Annotated in this window: 14 protein-coding genes; 9 read left to right on the top strand and 5 right to left on the bottom strand. The window is 58.7% G+C overall.

The genetic code is table 11. The features are described 5' to 3' along the window. Positions 1–160 precede the first annotated feature (160 nt). The 3 genes from topA (at position 161) to FDY93_RS05050 (ending at position 3797) form a co-directional block, all read left to right on the top strand. A complete protein-coding gene (topA, locus tag FDY93_RS05060) occupies positions 161–2902 on the top strand; it encodes a type I DNA topoisomerase (RefSeq protein ID WP_138234665.1) in 2742 nt (913 codons plus the stop codon). Between the two features lie 8 nt (positions 2903–2910). Further along, the gene (locus FDY93_RS05055; RefSeq protein ID WP_138234664.1) at positions 2911–3441 is read left to right on the top strand and encodes a DUF6586 family protein; all 531 of its coding nucleotides are present in this window, start codon (positions 2911–2913) and stop codon (positions 3439–3441) included. 101 nt (positions 3442–3542) lie between these two features. Next, positions 3543–3797 carry a hypothetical protein gene (locus FDY93_RS05050; RefSeq protein ID WP_138234663.1) on the top strand — a complete coding sequence of 85 codons (255 nt, stop codon included), beginning with the start codon at positions 3543–3545 and terminating at the stop codon, positions 3795–3797. An 86-nt stretch (positions 3798–3883) separates the two neighbouring features. Here FDY93_RS05050 and lexA read toward each other — a convergent pair whose 3' ends face one another. After that, on the bottom strand, positions 3884–4492 hold the full coding sequence (lexA, locus tag FDY93_RS05045) for a transcriptional repressor LexA (protein ID WP_138234662.1): 609 nt from the start codon (positions 4490–4492) through the stop codon (positions 3884–3886). A gap of 191 nt (positions 4493–4683) precedes the next feature. Here lexA and FDY93_RS05040 point away from each other — a divergent pair, with 191 nt between their 5' ends. After that, positions 4684–5325 (top strand): LOG family protein, encoded by a 642-nt coding sequence (locus FDY93_RS05040; protein ID WP_138234661.1) that lies wholly within the window; start codon positions 4684–4686, stop codon positions 5323–5325. 72 nt (positions 5326–5397) lie between these two features. Here the strand turns inward: FDY93_RS05040 and FDY93_RS05035 are convergent, their stop codons facing one another. Next, the gene (locus FDY93_RS05035) at positions 5398–5730 is read right to left on the bottom strand and encodes a DUF6763 family protein (protein ID WP_138234660.1); all 333 of its coding nucleotides are present in this window, start codon (positions 5728–5730) and stop codon (positions 5398–5400) included. Positions 5731–5975: 245 nt separating this feature from the next. Here FDY93_RS05035 and FDY93_RS05030 point away from each other — a divergent pair, with 245 nt between their 5' ends. The 4 genes from FDY93_RS05030 (at position 5976) to FDY93_RS05015 (ending at position 9433) form a co-directional block, all read left to right on the top strand. Next, positions 5976–6614: a TetR/AcrR family transcriptional regulator gene (locus tag FDY93_RS05030; RefSeq protein WP_138234659.1), complete on the top strand. Its 639-nt coding sequence runs from the start codon at positions 5976–5978 to the stop codon at positions 6612–6614. A 102-nt stretch (positions 6615–6716) separates the two neighbouring features. Continuing rightward, positions 6717–7730 (top strand): beta-N-acetylhexosaminidase, encoded by a 1014-nt coding sequence (gene nagZ, locus FDY93_RS05025; protein WP_138234658.1) that lies wholly within the window; start codon positions 6717–6719, stop codon positions 7728–7730. Between the two features lie 61 nt (positions 7731–7791). After that, positions 7792–8937, top strand: a complete 1146-nt coding sequence (locus FDY93_RS05020) for a mechanosensitive ion channel family protein (protein ID WP_138234657.1) — start codon at positions 7792–7794, stop codon at positions 8935–8937. A 280-nt stretch (positions 8938–9217) separates the two neighbouring features. Further along, the gene (locus FDY93_RS05015) at positions 9218–9433 is read left to right on the top strand and encodes a cold-shock protein (protein WP_138234656.1); all 216 of its coding nucleotides are present in this window, start codon (positions 9218–9220) and stop codon (positions 9431–9433) included. A 251-nt stretch (positions 9434–9684) separates the two neighbouring features. Here FDY93_RS05015 and FDY93_RS05010 read toward each other — a convergent pair whose 3' ends face one another. The 3 genes from FDY93_RS05010 to mfd form a co-directional block, all read right to left on the bottom strand. Then, positions 9685–10920, bottom strand: a complete 1236-nt coding sequence (locus FDY93_RS05010; protein ID WP_138234655.1) for a DUF819 family protein — start codon at positions 10918–10920, stop codon at positions 9685–9687. Positions 10921–11044: 124 nt separating this feature from the next. After that, a complete protein-coding gene (locus FDY93_RS05005; protein ID WP_138234654.1) occupies positions 11045–11947 on the bottom strand; it encodes a CsiV family protein in 903 nt (300 codons plus the stop codon). A 113-nt stretch (positions 11948–12060) separates the two neighbouring features. Further along, positions 12061–15546, bottom strand: a complete 3486-nt coding sequence (gene mfd / locus FDY93_RS05000; protein WP_138234653.1) for a transcription-repair coupling factor — start codon at positions 15544–15546, stop codon at positions 12061–12063. Between the two features lie 338 nt (positions 15547–15884). Here mfd and FDY93_RS04995 point away from each other — a divergent pair, with 338 nt between their 5' ends. Further along, positions 15885–17348 carry a glyceraldehyde-3-phosphate dehydrogenase gene (locus FDY93_RS04995; RefSeq protein ID WP_220446108.1) on the top strand — a complete coding sequence of 488 codons (1464 nt, stop codon included), beginning with the start codon at positions 15885–15887 and terminating at the stop codon, positions 17346–17348. The last annotated feature ends 153 nt before the right edge of the window (positions 17349–17501 follow it).

Raw genomic sequence — 17501 nt, 5'->3', positions numbered from 1 at the left:
GGTCAGAATTGCGTGCAAAGCAGTCAATTTGGTCACCAAATTGTGACGATTGCTTGACCACACCGGGGGCGGAGCATATATATTCGCGCAGCGCACCGCCGTAAACGGCTGTCGCCGCAGGTGCGAAAGCAGTAAATTTTCTATTAAAAATCAGAAGCTTATGGGTAAATCACTGGTCATTGTCGAGTCTCCGGCGAAGGCAAAAACGATCAACAAGTATCTCGGCAAGGACTTTATCGTAAAGTCCAGTATCGGCCACATCCGGGATCTTCCTACCGGTGCCTCCAGCAAACAGCCGGTGGATGCCAAGGAGCGCGCCCGCCGGGCGGCGGAAACCCGCAAGCTGTCCAAAGAAGACAAAGAGGTCTACAAGCGCAAGAAAAGCCATGAGCAGCTGATCAAGCGTATGGGGATCGACCCGGATCACAACTGGGAAGCGCACTACGAGATCCTGCCTGGTAAGGAAAAAGTGGTTGACGAGCTACGCAAGCTCGCCGCCAACGCCGACACCGTGTATCTCGCGACGGACTTGGATCGCGAGGGGGAGGCCATTGCGTGGCATTTGCGCGAGGCCATCGGCGGCAGTGAACAGCGCTTTCGCCGTGTGGTTTTCAATGAGATCACCAAGTCCGCGATCCAGGAGGCATTCAAGAGCCCCGGCCCGCTGGATATTGACCGCGTAAACGCCCAGCAGGCACGCCGTTTTCTCGATCGCATCGTGGGTTACATGGTGTCGCCATTGCTGTGGGAAAAGGTTGCCCGCGGCCTGTCAGCCGGTCGTGTGCAGTCTGTGGCGGTGCGCCTGGTGGTTGAGCGCGAGCGGGAAATCCGCGCGTTTATCCCCGAAGAGTACTGGACGCTGTTCGCGGACACCGAAACGGTCAAATCCGACGCGCTGCGTCTGGAAGTCAAAAAGCAGGGCGGCGAGAATTTCCGCCCGGTCAACGAAACACAGGCCATGGCCGCAGTGCAGGCACTGCAGTCCAGCAACTTTGAAGTTACCTCGCGCGAAGACAAGCCCACCAGTTCGAAGCCGGGCGCACCCTTTATCACCTCCACCCTGCAGCAGGCGGCGAGCAATCGTCTCGGCTTTAGCGTGAAGAAAACCATGATGATGGCCCAGCGTCTGTACGAAGCCGGCTACATCACCTATATGCGTACCGACTCCACCAACCTGAGTGCGGAGGCTGTGGCCTCGGTGCGGGAGTTTATTGGCGAGAGTTACGGCGAGAAGTACCTGCCGGATAATCCGAACCGCTACAGTAGCAAAGAGGGCGCCCAGGAAGCGCACGAGGCCATTCGCCCTTCCGATGTGCGGGTCAAGCCCAACATGTTGTCCGGTATGGAGCGGGATGCCGAGCGCCTTTACACCTTGATCTGGCAACAGTTCGTTGCATGTCAGATGACACCTGCACAGTTCACGTCCACGTCTGTGGTGGTGAGTGCCGGAGACTTTGAGTTGCGCACCCGCGGCCGGGTTATCCGTTTTGACGGCTTTCTCAAAGTGGCGCCGCCGCAGAGCAAGAAAGACGAAGATCTGGTATTGCCGGACATCAAGGTTGGGGAAAAACTCAATCTCAAGAAACTGGATCCGAAACAGCATTTCACCAAGCCGCCGGCGCGCTTCAGCGAGGCAGCCCTGGTAAAAGAGCTGGAAAAACGCGGTATCGGCCGGCCGTCTACCTACGCGTCGATTATTTCCACCATTCAGGACCGCGGCTATGTGCGCCTGGAAAACCGTCGTTTCTACGCGGAAAAAATGGGCGACATCGTCACCGACCGTCTGAGTGAAAGCTTCACCGATCTGATGGACTACGGTTTCACCGCGAGCCTGGAAGAATCCCTGGATGCCGTGGCCGAAGGGAAAAAAGGGTGGAAGGCACTTCTGGATGAGTTCTACACGGACTTCAGCAAGCGTCTGGAACAAGCTCAGGATACCGACGGTGGCATGCGACGCAATGCGCCCACGGATACCGATATCAAGTGCGGTCAGTGCGGCCGCCATATGCAGATTCGCACCGGTTCCACCGGCGTTTTCCTGGGGTGTTCCGGCTATGCGTTACCGCCAAAGGAGCGCTGCACCAACACCATGAATCTGGTGTCCGGCGAAGAGGCTATCGACGCGGATAAGGATGACGAAGCCGAAACCCGTCAACTGCGGGACAAACATCGGTGCCCCAAGTGCGGCACAGCCATGGACAGTTATCTGGTGGACGAGCAGCGCAAGCTGCATATCTGCGGAAACAACCCGGACTGCAACGGCTTTGAGGTAGAAAAAGGTACGTTCAAGATCAAGGGTTATGACGGCCCGCTGATTGAGTGCGACAAGTGCGGCAGCGACATGCAGTTGAAGTCTGGCCGCTTTGGCAAATACTTCGGCTGCACCAATGATGCCTGTAAAAACACCCGCAAACTGCTCAAGAACGGTCAGCCCGCGCCGCCGAAAATGGACCCGGTACCCATGCCGGAGCTCGCCTGTGAAAAGGTCGACGACACCTACATCCTGCGCGACGGTGCTTCGGGTCTGTTCCTGGCTGCCAGCCAGTTCCCGAAAAACCGCGAGACTCGCGCGCCGCTGGTGAAGGAGCTGCTGCCGCACAAGGATGAGATTGATCCCAAGTACAGTTTCCTGTTCTCCGCACCTACGGAAGACAGCGAGGGCCGGGATACGGTTGTGCGTTTTAGCCGCAAAACCCAGGAACAGTACGTGCAATCCGAGGAAGACGGCAAGGCAACCGGCTGGAAGGCGTTCTATACCGGCGGTAAATGGCTGGTAGAGGACTCAGGTAGCAAATCCGCGGCGCCGAAAAAAACGGCTGCTAAAAAGGCGCCGGCGAAAAAGGCTGCGGCCAAAAAAGCAGCCGCGAAAAAGACCCCGGCCAAAAAGTCACCGGCGAAATAGGTGAAGCAATGAGCAACCCCTATACCGGTCTGGTGGCTTCGGCCCTGCGAAAATCAGAGCTGATATTGCATTCACTGGATACCGCCGACGATGAAAGCCCGCCGCTGTTGCGGTCCGCGCTGCTTGAGGGTGCGTTGTTGCAGTTGTGGCGGGCTTATCGCGCGTTTCTGGCAGAGCAGGGCTACCAGCTACAACTGGGGTTTAGACCTGGTGGCGAGCCGGACACCGCGGTCCGCTTACAGGAACTGGTAAGCGCGCGCGACAAATACAGCGCTGAGGTCGCTGAGCTGCTGGATCTGGAGGAAAACCCCGAGAGCTGGTTTGCGGCTATGGCGCACTGCTGGCGGGGGTTGTGGCGCCCCACGGCGGGTGGAGGCCAGGAGTCTTCTCCGATCGCCAGCGGTGTGCAGTCCCTGATACCCCTGCGGCAGGTGGACTCAAGTACCCCTGCCAGTCTCAGTGTAGAGAGCCTCAGATTCTGGCAGCGCCAGCTCGGTGAACTGGTGGCACGGCAGCGCGCCCAGAGCGTGGAATGGTGATCAGGTTGGTTCGGCGCCAGTCCCGACCGTGTCTGGCCGCTGAATAATCACTGATCCCTGTGTTACACTGCCCGCAAATCCCGCTGTAACTGGAGAAGTGAATGTCCTCTGAGACTTACGAAATCATCGAGTTGTCCAATGGTGATGTGGCGCTGCGACGCGCTGGTCACAGGGAGGACCCGCTGGTGCGTATTCATTTCTCGGACGAAAGCCTGAACTTCCTGCGCGAGCACAAGATTGCGATCGCTCGTGCCATGTTGGAGGCCGGTATTGAGGCGGTGCAGGATCTCGGTGCCCTGGAGCCGGAACCCTTTGAAGAGGAAGAGGTGGACGTTACGGAACACACCATCCACTGAGGAGGAAAGCTCCCGGTGGACCAACAAAAACGGGGCTCGATGAGCCCCGTTTTTGTTGGATGACGCACAGGCTATTCGCCTGCAGGTTAGAACGGGTTCTGGCGAATTACGCCGACCGCGAGTCCTTCAATCGCGAAATTCTTGTCGCGCATATCTACTTCGATGACGTCAAATTCTTCATTCTCCGGCAACAGCTGGACCATCGCCTGGTTGCCGCGGCGCTTAAAGCGCTTAACGGTCACCTCGTCTTCGATTCGCGCCACCACAATCTGTCCGTTGCGGATATTGTCGGTGCGCTGTACCGCGAGAAGGTCTCCATCAAAAATGCCGGCGTTCTTCATGCTCATGCCGTGCACCCGCAACAGGTAATCCGCCGGGGGGTGGAAGAATTCCGCGGGGATCTCGCAGTACTCCTCGATATTCTCCTCCGCCAGAATCGGGTTGCCCGCGGCTACCCGGCCAACAATGGGTAGGCCACTCTGGTGGCCGGGAATGCGAATGCCCCGGGAAGCACCGGCAACCATTTCAATCGCCCCCTTGCGCGCGAGCGCCTTCAGGTGTTCTTCCGCTGCGTTTGGCGAGCGAAAGCCCAATTCCTGTGCGATCTCGGCCCGGGTGGGCGGGTAACCCGTTTCGTCCAGATAGGATTTGATCAGTTCCAGTACCTGAGCCTGGCGAGCAGTGAGGTTTGTCATGGGCGTTTCCTGTTGTCTGTATTTTTATACAGTTGCTGGGATTATATACAGATTTCTCCCTCACGCAATCCACAAGGCTCTCGCGTCAATACTGCTAGACTTGGAGGGACCGGCGAACTCCAAAACCTGCGCTGACTCGGTTTGCCGATTCGCTGCCAACATAAGAAGTAAGAGCGATTAGGAGAAGGCATATGCTGGATGCAAAAATGCCGGAAGCGTGGCGCGTGCTTCGTATTCAGTCTGAACTCGTCGATGGCATAGAGCGCCTGATTACGCTTAAGGGTGCGGTGACCGTATTTGGCAGCGCACGCTTTCGGGAAGACGCTGTTGAGTATCAACAAGGGGTGCGGCTGGGCGAGCTGCTGGCGGGTGAGGGCATCCCGGTTATCACCGGCGGTGGCCCGGGTATTATGGAGGCGTGCAATCGCGGCGCATTTACCCATGCCGGCGCTTCAATAGGCCTGAATATCGAGCTGCCATTCGAACAGGTGCCCAACCCCTATTTGGATATCCACCTGAACTTCCGCTATTTCTTCGTGCGCAAATTCATGTTTGTGAAGCATGCGGTTGGCTTCATAGCCATGCCTGGGGGCTATGGCACCATGGATGAGCTGTTTGAGGCGCTGACGCTGGTGCAGACCCAGAAGGTGCGGCGTTTTCCCATTGTGCTGGTCGGGAAGCGCTACTGGTCTGGTCTGCTGGAGTGGCTGGTGGGTACCGTACTTGAGCGCGCGTGTATCGATGCCGCTGATCTGGAGCTGTTCAAACTGGTGGATACCGTGGATGAGGCAGCGGAAATCATCATCGACTTCATTCGTAAGCGGGATGAGTAGAGACCGTCGCCCGCTGGGGCTGGTTGAGCCTGTTGTTCGTCTGGGCAACATTCGTCCGGGCAACAATCGCCATCACGGCCCTTCGTCTGTTCCCGGGAAGGTTTCACCCTCAAGGCGGTCTATGGTGCTCTGGACCGGAGAAAAAATCGGACTGGTGTAGCCGGAGTCTTCGTCGTCCTGCATCTCTTGCGCCCAGGAGCCGTAGCCCGCGTTGGCATCTTCCGGAGCTGCGGCGCCGATGACGGGCAATCGCGGCCAACTGTGAAAATCAATTTCATCAAGAGTGCCGTCGAGATACTGAATCTCGATGGTGCGGGATGGTTGGTCCACAGCGACCACTTCAAACAAATCACCGCTTTGAAAGTTCTCGAACCAGCTGCCTATTTCCGGCGCTATTCTCGCCATGGGGTACCTCCTGTCGTCATCACCCAAAGACGCCAATCACTGGCCTTTCATTCCAATCTAGTGTGCCGCGATCAAAGCTGGTAACCGGAGAGTCGCGAGAACTGCACGGCTTAACGAGACTGTGAGCGAGCTGGCCGTTTGCGGGTGGCAGTGTGCAAGTGGGAGGTTTTCGGAAATGTTCGATCGGGTGTCGATGTGCTAGTCTCAGCTCTTAAACAAACGTTTTAATTGATGGTTTGAATTGGATGAGTCAGCTGGATACCGTCAACCGTATTCTCGATGCCGCTGAGGTGCTGTTTGCCGAGCGGGGCTTCACCGAGACCTCTTTGCGCACCATTACCAGCACGGCGGGCGTCAATCTCGCGGCGGTAAATTATCATTTCGGTTCGAAAAAAGAACTGATACAGGCGGTTTTTGAGCGTTTTCTTACGCCTTTTACGGAGAATCTGGACCGGGAGTTAAACCGGCGGGAGTCTCAGGCCCAGTTGCAACTGGAAGACCTGCTGCAGAGTCTGTACCGGGTGGCACTCGCCGGGCTCGCCAGGGAAGGTCGCGACCCCAAGCGCTTCATGCGTCTTCTGGGGCTTGCTTACACCCAGTCCCAGGGACACTTGCGGCGGTTTATCGTGTCCCGTTACGGTGCCAGCTACCGGCGCTTTGCCGGACAATTATCCGATGCCCTGCCACAGGTTGACCCGGTCACATTTTACTGGCGCCTGTACTTCATGCTGGGTGCTACCATATTTTCCCTATCCAGCTTCGACGCCATCGAAGCTATCCTGAGGGAAGACTTTGGCGCCGAGAGCAGCCTCGACGAAACTCTGGCACGGCTCGCGCCGGCCGCAGTTGCCATGCTGACCGCGCCGGATGTCGGCGCGGGTTGAGGGCAGTGGCGCGGTCCGATCCGGCGGGCGGCGGTTGCACCGGACGGCATGGGCGCGGCGAGTTTCAAATGATTCCAGATTGGCAACAGGAGCTGACATCACATGTCTGTCCAGATTGGTCCCGTGATGGTTGATATTGAGGGCACAGACCTCACCGGTGAAGACCGCGAGCTGCTGCTTCATCCGATGGTCGGTGGGCTGATTTTTTTCGCGCGCAATTTCCGCAATCGCGAACAGCTCGAAGAGCTGATCGCGGATATCCGCCGTGTGCGCCCTGAAATTCTGCTGGCGGTGGACCAGGAAGGCGGGAGGGTGCAGCGCTTTCGCGACACCTTCACCCGGATCCCCTCCATGCAGGCACTGAGCGCACGGGCCAACCCCCAGCAACTCCGCGATGTGGGCTGGCTGCTGGCGGCGGAACTGCTGGCCGTGGGTGTGGATTTCAGTTTCGCGCCGGTGCTGGATGCCGATGACGACTTTTGCAAAATAGTGGGCGACCGAAGTTTTGCGCAAGATCCCCTGGTGCTGGCGGAGAAGGCCCGGCCTTTTATCGCCGGGATGCACGAGGCAGGTATGGCGACTACCGGAAAGCATTTCCCGGGGCACGGCCAGGTGAAGGAAGACAGTCACGAGGAGCTGCCGGTAGATCACCGGACGCTGGAGCAGGTGCTGGCGTCGGATTGTACCCCGTTTGCGGAATGCATCGCCGCGGGTGAGCTGCAGGCGGTGATGCCGGCACATATCCGCTTTGCCCGGGTGGATGAAAACCCGGTGGGTTTTTCGCGTTTCTGGCTGCAGGAAATTCTGCGTAAGCGCCTCGGTTTTGACGGGGTGATATTCAGCGACGATCTGACCATGGAGGGCGCAGGTGCCGCTGGTGGCTACGGGGAACGGATTCGCGCCGCCATGCAGGCGGGTTGTGATATGGGTGTGGTCTGCAACAATCGCCAGGGCGCCCTGGCGGCGCTGGACGCTTTGACTGGCTTCACTCCCGATCCCGAGTCCAGCCGGCGCTTGGCGCGTATGCGTGGCCAGGCGAGAATTGGCAGCTGGAGCGAACTCGAGCAGTCTCCCCGCTGGCAGTCGACCCGGGAATGGCTGGCATCCTGGGTGTAAATCCGCACAATACGTCAGTCATCGCGCGCGCATCAGCGCAAATTCATCGGTTTGTTGTTATATGGAGTCATTTGTGGAGTCGGCCAGAGCTTTTTTGCGCTCCCTGCTGGGAGATGACCGTTTCTGGATTGCAGAAGTTTTCCTGATTGTTTTGACCACAGCCATTGCCGCATGGCTGCTGGGGCTGCTTGTCCGGCGGCTGCAGCAGCGTGCGGAGCGCACTGTCAACCCATGGGACGATGCACTGTGCGGCAGTATTAATCCGCCCGCCTCGCTGCTGGTGTGGTTGGTGGGGTTGTCCCTTGCGGCCGCGCGTGCCGGCCGGGCTACCGGTGCGGAAATTTTTTCATTCGCGAATACGATCCGGGAAATCGGGTTTATTGTATTGGCTACCTGGTTCGCACTGCGCTTTGCCAAGGCGGTAGAGCAGAATCTGGCCGATCCAAGGTTTATGGGCAAACCCATGGATGCCACCACGGTGCGCGCCATTGGCAAGCTGGTCCGCGCCTCGATCATGGTGACCGCCGGCATGGTCATCATGCAGCACTTTGGCTACAGCATCAGCGGGGTACTGGCGTTTGGCGGTATCGGTGGTCTCGCAATTGGCTTTGCCGCCAAGGATTTGCTGGCGAATTTTTTCGGCGGTTTGATGATCTATCTTGATCGGCCTTTCAAGGTGGGTGACTGGGTGCGGTCGCCGGACAAGGAGATTGAAGGAACGGTAGAGGATATTGGCTGGCGCCTCACCCGCATTCGCACCTTCGACAAGCGCCCGCTGTATATTCCCAACGGTGTGTTCACCCAGATTTCCGTGGAAAACCCGTCGCGGATGCTAAACCGCCGTATATACGAAACCGTAGGTATTCGCTACGACGATGCGCATCTGATGGCGCCGATTGTCAAAGCAGTGAAGGAGATGCTGCAGCAGCATCCCGAGATCGATACCAATCAGACCCTGATCGTAAACTTCAACTCGTTTGCACCATCGTCGCTCGATTTCTTTGTCTACACCTTTACCAAAACCACAGACTGGGTGCGTTATCACGAGATCAAGCAGGACGTTTTACTGAAGATCCTGAATATTGTTCAGGAGCAGGGTGCGTCTTGTGCTTTCCCAACGTCTACTTTGCATATTGCTGAACTTCCTGAGTTGGCTGTTGCCGGTGATCGACGCATTGCTGTTGATACTGGAATGACAGTTAAGTGATGTATTCGCAGCCTGCATGATTTGTCAAAAACTGCGGCACTTTTCCGCCAATTTTGGTGATTAGTTGCGCAAACTTCGTGGGAAGTAACATTAAATTCACGGGGAAACCTAGACACTGGCGCGGTTTTATCTAAGAATCAGTAGCGACTTGCCCGGGTGACCGGGCAGGCGCTTCGAGACAGTATTTCGCGCCGGGCTTCCGGCTGGAATACGGGAATTGGGGTAGGCGCATCGCCCACAACCGGGGCGGGCGCGATAACAATAAAATGAGGTTGGCTTAATGAGTGATCGCGTTACGGGTACCGTGAAGTGGTTTAACAATGCCCGGGGTTATGGATTTATCACCTGTGCCGAAGGTTCCGAGGATATTTTTGTGCACTACCGCAGCATTCGCGGTGAAGGCTACAAGACCCTGAACGAGGGGCAAGCCGTAGAATTTGAAATGCAGCAGGGCGACAAGGGACTGCTCGCGGAAGACGTTGTTCCCTGCGAATAACCGCTGCCGCAAAAGCTTCTCTCCGAAATAGCCTAAGCGAACCGGTTTGAACGTGGTTCGCTGGTTGGGCTATTGCGTTCGCTTTATGAAGCAAAAAGGCCATTTCAGAGTGCTGGAATGGCCTTTTTGCTGATTACCCGGCGGTCCATGCGGAAAGGTAGGTAACCATGCGGAAAGATAGGTAACTAAGGCGCGCAGCGTTCTGGCGCCGCGAACGGTTACATAATTTTCCGCAAGACCACTAGGGCGCGTCAGAGCGCGCCCACCATCCGCAAAAGCTGTCCGCAGAACCAGGCGGCATAGGTACCGAGTGCATAGCCCATCACGGCAAGCAGCACTCCCACTGGTGCCAGTGACGGGTGGAAGGCGGCGGCCACCACCGGTGCAGAAGCCGCACCGCCAACGTTAGCCTGACTGCCCACGGCCATGAAAAAAGTGGGTGCCTTGATGAGCCAGGCCACCAGCAGCATCAGCCCTGCATGTATCGCCATCCAGATAACGCCCAGCACAAACAGCTCGGGACTTTCTTTCAGCGCAGTGATATCCATATGGGTGCCGATTGTCGCCACGAGAAAGTAGATAAACACCGATCCGATTTTTGATGCACCGGCCCCTTCGAGCTTTTTCGCCGGCGTAAAGGCCATGAAAATACCAAGCGTGGTCGCGATCACGATCAGCCAGAAGAACTGGCTGGTAAAACTGAAGCGGGCAAGCTGCGGTGCATGAGTCTGGAACCAGGGCGCGAGCACATCGGCGAAAGCATGGGCGACGGCGGTGATCCCAAAGCCCACAGCGGCGATCAGCATCAGATCTTGGAGGGTGGGGTTGCGCGCATGTTTGCGCTGCATGGTTTCCACCCGTTCCTTCAATGTGTCAATGGCTGAGGTATCGGCGCCGCGCCGGGCATCCAGCTGCTTGGCATTGCCGGCCATGATCAGCAGCACTGCCATCCACAGATTGGCGATGATTACATCGACTGCCACCATTGCGGAAAAGACCTGGCCACCCACTTCAAAAATTTCCTTCATCGCCGCCTGGTTGGCGCCGCCGCCAATCCAGCTGCCTGCGATGGTGGTCATACCTCGCCAGATGGCGTCGGGACCATTGCCGTTCAGCATTTCTGGGTTGAAGGTGGACATGATCAGCAGCGCCAGTGGGCCGCCGATGACGATGCCGAGCGTGCCTGTCAGAAACAGGACCAGCGCTTTCGGCCCCAGGTTGAAGATACCTTTCATGTCGATGCTCAGGGTCAGCAACACCAGGCTGGCCGGGAGCAGGTAGCGCGATGCGACGAAGTAAAGATTCGAACTGTGCGCGTCAATAATGTGGAATGTCGTCAGCAGGCTGGGCAGGAAATAGCACAGCAACAGCGCAGGAACGAAGCGGTAGAAGCGTTTCCAGAAGCGCTGCTCGCTACTGGCGGTGTAAAACACGAAGCCAAGAATGGCCGCAAGCATACCGAGGATGATGGCGTCATTGGTAATCATGAAATGATCTGACCTGGTTGTTTTTTTGGATATTTGTTATGGGTGCCCGTGAGGGTACAGCGATTCATCGCCTACGAAAAACGGCCCGCTGGGGGCCGTCTGCAAAGGCAATACCGATGGTCGCTCAGGGGGTGAGTTCCATCGGCTCATCAAGTGGTTCAGGCTCTTCCAGTGGTGTAACGGTACGAATTTCCACCAGCACCCCCAGCTTGGGATGGTCGATGTAATGCAGCTCGCCGCTGCGCAGACGCCGCTCCTCCTGAAGTACGGCCACACGCGCCGCCAGCTTCTCCATGGCCTCGGGCTCCGGTTCAGAAACCGGGCGGTCGGAGAAGCTGCTGCCGCTGTGGTACATCGCAGGTTCTGTGCGGATACCGCTGCGGTCCAGATCCAGAGGCTCGTCACTTGCGGTGTCTCTTGCGGCCGCCGCCAGCGCAGCGCGGGGGCGGGTGGGCACCGGAATGCCCCGGGGCTGCTCAGCGCCTTGCTCTACACCCTGGCTCAGCGGAGAGGGAAGGGCGGCCGTCGGCGGCAACCACTCGCTGAACCAGAGATCGGTACTGAGGTGCAGGTAGCGGGAAACGCTCAGCGTCACACTGCCTTCCAACTGGTGGTGATTACCGTCCATCTGACCACCACTGATCAGTACCGCAGGGGCATTGCGCTCGGTTTGCAGGACCTGACGCCAGGTTTTGTGGAACAGCACCTGATAACCCGGGTCGCGCCTGAGGGCGGCGACCTTGTTGTCCAGGTGGTTGGGAGCGGGCTGCAGTGCCGGTATCTCTGAGTTACTGCGAGAGGGGGTGTTGAAGTCCACCCAGCGCTCGGCGTAGTTGAGCCGCGGGGCGGCGGGCCAGGTTTCCCGGGACAGGTTCATGCCGCTCTCGCGGGCGAACACCACCATCTCGATTTCGAACTGGGTGCCCGCGTACCCCGCGGCCTCGCTGTTGGCCGCGCAGAGGACCAGCAGCGCGGCGCCGGCCAGCCGCTTCAGGCGAACCGTGACCTGATTATTGGTAAAGGTCATTTTGTTACCGCTGTTATTTCTGAGTCTTGTTCAGGGATTGATCGAGTCAAACGCTGCGGCCATCTTAGCACTGATTGTGTGTCGAAGGTGCCGCCAGCCGGACTTCGTTGCCGCTATTGCGACAGCTGTTGCAATACCTCGTTCACCTGCTGCAAGCGGTGTTCTGCGCCGCTCTCGTCCAGGGCAAAGTTCAGGTGGTTTGCCCCCTGCAGCTGGAATTGGCCCGGACGGTTCTGTACCAGTTTGACCAGCGTCAGTGGGTTCACCTTGGCATTGTCCGCGAACTCGATGCGGCCGCGGCTGGCAGAGGCTTCCAGCTTGCGGATACCCAGCCGGCCCGCGCTCAATTTGATTTCGGTGATCCTGAACAGGTGTTTCAGCGGTTCCGGCAGCAAGCCGAAACGGTCGATCATTTCCACCTGCAATTCTTTCAGGGCGGCCGAGTCCTCGGCGTTGGCGATGCGCTTATACATGATCAGGCGGCTGTGCACGTCCGGCAGGTAATCTTCCGGTATCAGTGCAGGCACTCGCAGGTTTACGTCCACCGCGGGAGATTCCAGCGGCTCGTCGATGTTGGGCACGCGCCCCTCGCGTATGGCCTTGACCGCGTGGTCCAGCATTTCCATATAAAGGGTAAAGCCCACGCTCTGAATCTGTCCGCTCTGTTCCTCGCCGAGTAGTTCGCCGGCGCCGCGGATTTCCAGGTCGTGGGTGGCGAGGGTAAAGCCCGCCCCCAGGTCCTGGGCTTCGCTGATGGCTTCCAGTCGCTTTACCGCATCTGCGGTCATGGCGCGCTTGTTCGGGGTCAGCAGGTAGGCATAGGCCTGGTGGTGGGAGCGGCCCACACGCCCGCGCAGCTGGTGCAGCTGGGCGAGGCCGAACTTGTCGGCGCGCTCAATCAGGATGGTGTTGGCGGTGGGCACGTCGATCCCGGTTTCGATGATGGTGGTACACACCAGCACGTTGAAACGCTTGTGATAGAAATCGCTCATCACCTGTTCCAGCTCGCGTTCGCGCATCTGGCCGTGGCCGATGCCGACCCGGGCTTCGGGGACCATTTCCTGCAGCTCCCGCGCGATGCGCTCGATGCTTTTGACTTCGTTGTGCAGGAAATACACCTGACCGCCGCGCAGAATTTCCCGCAGTATCGCTTCCTTGATCAGGGCATCGTCGCGCTCGCGCACGAACGTTTTCACCGATAGGCGTCGCGCCGGCGGCGTGGCAATCACGGACAGATCGCGGATGCCCGCCATGGCCATATTCAGGGTGCGGGGAATCGGGGTGGCGGTGAGGTTGAGGATGTCCACCTCCGAGCGCAGGCTCTTCAGCTTTTCCTTTTGACGCACACCGAAGCGATGCTCCTCGTCGATGATCAGCAGGCCGAGGTTTTTGAATTTGAGGTCGCTCTGCAGCAGTTTGTGGGTGCCGACGAGAATGTCCACCTTGCCATCCGCCACGCGCTCTTTGATCGCATCCACCTCCTTGGTGCTGCGGAAGCGGGATATCACTTCGATACTGATAGGCCAGTCTGCAAAGCGATCCTGCAGTGACTGGAAATGCTGCTGGGCGAGGAGGGTGGTGGGTACCAGCATGGCCACCTGCTTGCCGCCGTGGGCGGCAACAAATGCGGCGCGCATCGCGACTTCGGTTTTGCCGAACCCCACATCGCCACAGACCAGTCGATCCATGGGTTTGTCGGAGAGCATGTCGGCAACGACCGATTCGATGGCCTGCTGCTGATCGGGGGTCTCCTCGAAGGGGAAGCCCGCCACGAATTCACGGTAAGCGAGTCCCGGATTCCCGAAGGCGTGACCGACGCGCGCCTCGCGACGGGCATAAATGTCGAGCAGCTCGGCAGCGGCATCGCGCACTTTTTCCGCCGCCTTGCGCTTGGCTTTCTGCCAGACCTCACTGCCAAGCTTGTGCAGTGGGGCGAGCTCTTCATCGGCTCCGGAATAGCGGCTGATCAGGTGCAGGTTCGCCACCGGCACATACAGCTTGGCGCCGTCTCCGTATTCGAGGGTCAGGAACTCCGCCTGCTGGCCGTCGATGTCCAGGCTCTGCAAGCCTTTATAGCGCCCGACACCATGGTCGATATGCACCACTGGTGCGCCGATGCGCAGCTCGGCCAGGTTTTTAACCGCATTGTCCGCATCTTCCTTGGCTTTTCTGCGCCGGCGTTGCTGCAGCACCCGGTCGCCGAACAACTGCGGTTCCGCAATAAGGTTCAGGTGCGGCTCATCCAGCAGCATGCCCTGGTCGATGGGGGCAACGGTAATGCCGAGGCGCTCGTCGGCGTCGAGAAATGCCTGCCAGGTATCGAAGGTTTTCGGCTTGAGACGAATGCCGGCGAGCAGCTCAAGCAGTGCCTCGCGGCGGCCGCCGCTTTCGGCGCAGAACAATACCCGACCGGAATAGTCCATCAGGTAGGCCTCCAGTGCCGCCAATGGCTGATCGGATTTGCCATTCACCGGCAGGCTTGGGGGCAGGCGGGTGGCAAAGTTGTAATTGCCTTCGGCTTCCGGAAGCGTCTCCGCGGAGAAGATGGCGCGCGGCAGGGATTTCAGCGCGCCATAGAATTCGTCGATATCCAGCAGCACCTGGCGCGGGGGCAGAATGGGGCGGGTGAGATCGCCGCAGCGGCTCTGGTAGCGGTTTTCCGCCTCGCGCCAGAAGGACTCCACCGGCTGTTTCAGGTCGCCCTGTATAAATACCTGGCTGCCGTCCGGCAGGTAGTCGAACAGGCTTGCGCACTGATCGAAAAACAGTGGCAGGTAATATTCAATACCGGCCGGCGCAATGCCGGCGCTGATGTCCTGGTAAATGGAAACCGGGCCGGGGTCGCAATCGAAGCGCTCGTGCCAGCGCTCCAGAAATTTTGCCAGCGCCGGCTTGTGCATCGGAAATTCCCGCGCCGGTAGCAGGTGAACCTGCGCCACCTTGTCGACGGTGCGCTGATCTTCCGGGTCGAACGTGCGCAGGGATTCGATTTCGTCATCAAACAGGTCGATGCGGTAGGGCAGGTTGCTGCCCATGGGGAAGATATCCATGAGCGCGCCACGCACCGCGAACTCTCCATGCTCATACACGGTATCAACACAGTGATAGCCGGCCTGCTCAAGCAGCCGCCGCTGGGTGTTTAGATCGAACTTCTGCCCCTCCTTGAGTATCAGCGCATTGCCGGCCACGTAATCCTTCGGCGCCAGTCGGTGCAGTAGGGTGCTGACCGGTGCGATGACCACACCGCTGCCCATCTGCGGCAGCCGGTAGAGTGTGGCCAGGCGGTCGGAGATGATGTCCTGGTGCGGAGAAAATGTGTCGTAGGGAAGAATTTCCCAATCCGGAAACTGGAAAATTTCCAGGTCCCCTACGGATTTGCCGGAGGCGTCATCTCGCCGAGACTTGTTAAAAAATTTCAGCTGCAGCTCAAGTTGCTGGGCTTCCTGACTGTTGCGCGCGATCAGGAGGGTGGGTGCAGCGCTGGCTGTGGCCGCGTTGAGAACGGCCAGTGCCGCACTGGCACCGTGCAGTTGGCCCCAGAATTGCCGGTCATTGCGGGAGCGGAAAGTGGGGGGGGACAAAGGGGGGAACTGACTCATGTTTCCTTATAATTCCGTGCTTTCTGACCGCTGACGGCCCAAGGGGCGCCTATTGTAACTGTGAACGGAAGCTGGTGCAGGTGCGGCCCCTGGGGCGGCCGGGATCCGGTGGCCAGGTCGCATCAATTCGCCCCTGTGGCAGTGCAATTTTTTCCCGGAAAAAATGTAGTTTAACTACAGTTTTCCGGCCATTTTTTGCTCGGTTGCGCGGCCTCAGGTGAATCCACATAATGCGCCAGCCTTGGGCCCGCAGGTGATTTTTTGATCCATTCTTAGAGCGTGGATCGGTGTCTGGAGCCGGCCCTGGCACGACCTAATTTTTCACTTTGCAGAGGTGTCTGATAGTGACTCAGAAGCGACCGAAGCCCGCGGACTTTTTCAAGGACTGGAAAGCGCGTGAAGCGCTGGCGGAATCCATGATTCCGATGATTGGCAAGCTCAACCGGGAAAGCAACGTCGGCATTTACATGTACGGCCAGAACCTGGTGAACCGCTCCGTGCTGAGCATCATGAAAGCCCACCGCTTCGTGCGCCAGGTGGAAGAGAACGAACTGTCCGAGTTCGAAACCTTTCCGGTCCTTGAAGCCATCTGCAAGCTCGACCTGGGTCCTGTGCACATCGACCTCGGCACTCTGACCAACAAGTACATGCGCGACCAGCGCGGTCTCTCCATTGAAGAATTCGTCAGCGAAGAGCTGAAAGATGCCGCCGGTGCCGGCAAGCCGCTGCCGCAGTCCCAGGACGTGGTGATTTACGGTTTCGGTCGTATCGGCCGTCTGGTGGCCCGCCTGTTGATCGAGAAAGCGGGCAGCGGCGATGTGCTGCGCCTGCGCGCCATTGTGCTGCGCAAGGGCAGTGCGGATAACGACCTGGTCAAGCGCGCCTCCCTGCTGCGCCGCGACAGCGTGCACGGCGCCTTCAACGGCACCATCCGGGTGGACGAAGAGACCAACACCCTGATCTGCAATGGCAACGAAGTGAAGGTCATCTACGCCAACTCCCCGCAGGAAGTGGATTACACCCAGTACGGCATCAACAACGCGCTGATCGTCGACAGTACCGGTGTATGGCGCGATGAAGACGGCCTGGCCCAGCACCTGGAGAGCAAAGGCGCCGCCAAGGTGCTGCTGACGGCACCGGGCAAGGGCGACCTGAAAAATATCGTGTACGGCATCAATAACAGCGATATCAAGCCGGAAGACAAGATCCTGTCCGCGGCCTCCTGTACCACCAACGCCATCGTACCGGTGCTGAAGGCGATGATGGATAAATACGGTGTTGAGCACGGCCACGTGGAAACCGTCCACGCCTACACCAACGACCAGAACCTGATCGACAACTACCACAAGGGTGAGCGCCGCGGCCGTTCCGCTGCACTGAATATGGTGCTGACCGAGACCGGTGCCGCCAAGGCCGTGGCCAAGGCGCTGCCGGAATTGAAGGGCAAGCTCACCGGCAATGCCATTCGTGTGCCGATCCCGAACGTGTCCATGGCGATCCTGAACCTGCGTCTGGGGCAGGAAACCACCAAGGAAGAGTTGAACGAGTACATGCGCGATGTGGCGCTGCACTCGCCGCTGCGCCAGCAGATCGACTTTACCAATTCGCCGGAAGTGGTCTCCAGTGACTTCGTCGGCTCCCGTCGCGCCTGCGTGTTCGACTCCATCGCCACCATCGTCGATGGCAACAACGCGGTGCTCTACTGCTGGTACGACAACGAGTTCGGCTACAGCTGCCAGGTGGTGCGCTGCCTGGAGGATATGGCTGGGGTGCGTTACGAGTTGTTCCCAAAGAAGGACTGAGCTTCAGTGGGTGACGCAGGTTCAAGCCTGCGCCACCGCTGATCTGCCGCCACAATGGGCGTAAGCCCGGTTTGCGGTGTCCCGGCCCCCGGCCGGGCTGATTAATACGGCGCCAGAGGAAATTCCGCCTCGCGGCGGGGCGCCATCCCCTAA

This window comes from Microbulbifer harenosus, from assembly GCF_005771435.1.
Classification (GTDB): domain Bacteria; phylum Pseudomonadota; class Gammaproteobacteria; order Pseudomonadales; family Cellvibrionaceae; genus Microbulbifer; species Microbulbifer harenosus.
Note: the sequence above shows the minus strand (reverse complement) of the source record. Positions and strands in the feature narration are given on the sequence as shown.

Bases quoted from the DNA above. Each gene is read 5' to 3' on its own strand.
- topA (WP_138234665.1), top strand. From the start codon at position 161: ATGGGTAAATCACTGGTCATTGTCGAGTCTCCGGCGAAGGCAAAAACG.
- FDY93_RS05055 (WP_138234664.1), top strand. From the start codon at position 2,911: ATGAGCAACCCCTATACCGGTCTGGTGGCTTCGGCCCTGCGAAAATCA.
- FDY93_RS05050 (WP_138234663.1), top strand. From the start codon at position 3,543: ATGTCCTCTGAGACTTACGAAATCATCGAGTTGTCCAATGGTGATGTG.
- lexA (WP_138234662.1), bottom strand. From the start codon at position 4,492: ATGACAAACCTCACTGCTCGCCAGGCTCAGGTACTGGAACTGATCAAA.
- FDY93_RS05040 (WP_138234661.1), top strand. From the start codon at position 4,684: ATGCTGGATGCAAAAATGCCGGAAGCGTGGCGCGTGCTTCGTATTCAG.
- FDY93_RS05035 (WP_138234660.1), bottom strand. From the start codon at position 5,730: ATGGCGAGAATAGCGCCGGAAATAGGCAGCTGGTTCGAGAACTTTCAA.
- FDY93_RS05030 (WP_138234659.1), top strand. From the start codon at position 5,976: ATGAGTCAGCTGGATACCGTCAACCGTATTCTCGATGCCGCTGAGGTG.
- nagZ (WP_138234658.1), top strand. From the start codon at position 6,717: ATGTCTGTCCAGATTGGTCCCGTGATGGTTGATATTGAGGGCACAGAC.
- FDY93_RS05020 (WP_138234657.1), top strand. From the start codon at position 7,792: ATGGAGTCATTTGTGGAGTCGGCCAGAGCTTTTTTGCGCTCCCTGCTG.
- FDY93_RS05015 (WP_138234656.1), top strand. From the start codon at position 9,218: ATGAGTGATCGCGTTACGGGTACCGTGAAGTGGTTTAACAATGCCCGG.
- FDY93_RS05010 (WP_138234655.1), bottom strand. From the start codon at position 10,920: ATGATTACCAATGACGCCATCATCCTCGGTATGCTTGCGGCCATTCTT.
- FDY93_RS05005 (WP_138234654.1), bottom strand. From the start codon at position 11,947: ATGACCTTTACCAATAATCAGGTCACGGTTCGCCTGAAGCGGCTGGCC.
- mfd (WP_138234653.1), bottom strand. From the start codon at position 15,546: ATGAGTCAGTTCCCCCCTTTGTCCCCCCCCACTTTCCGCTCCCGCAAT.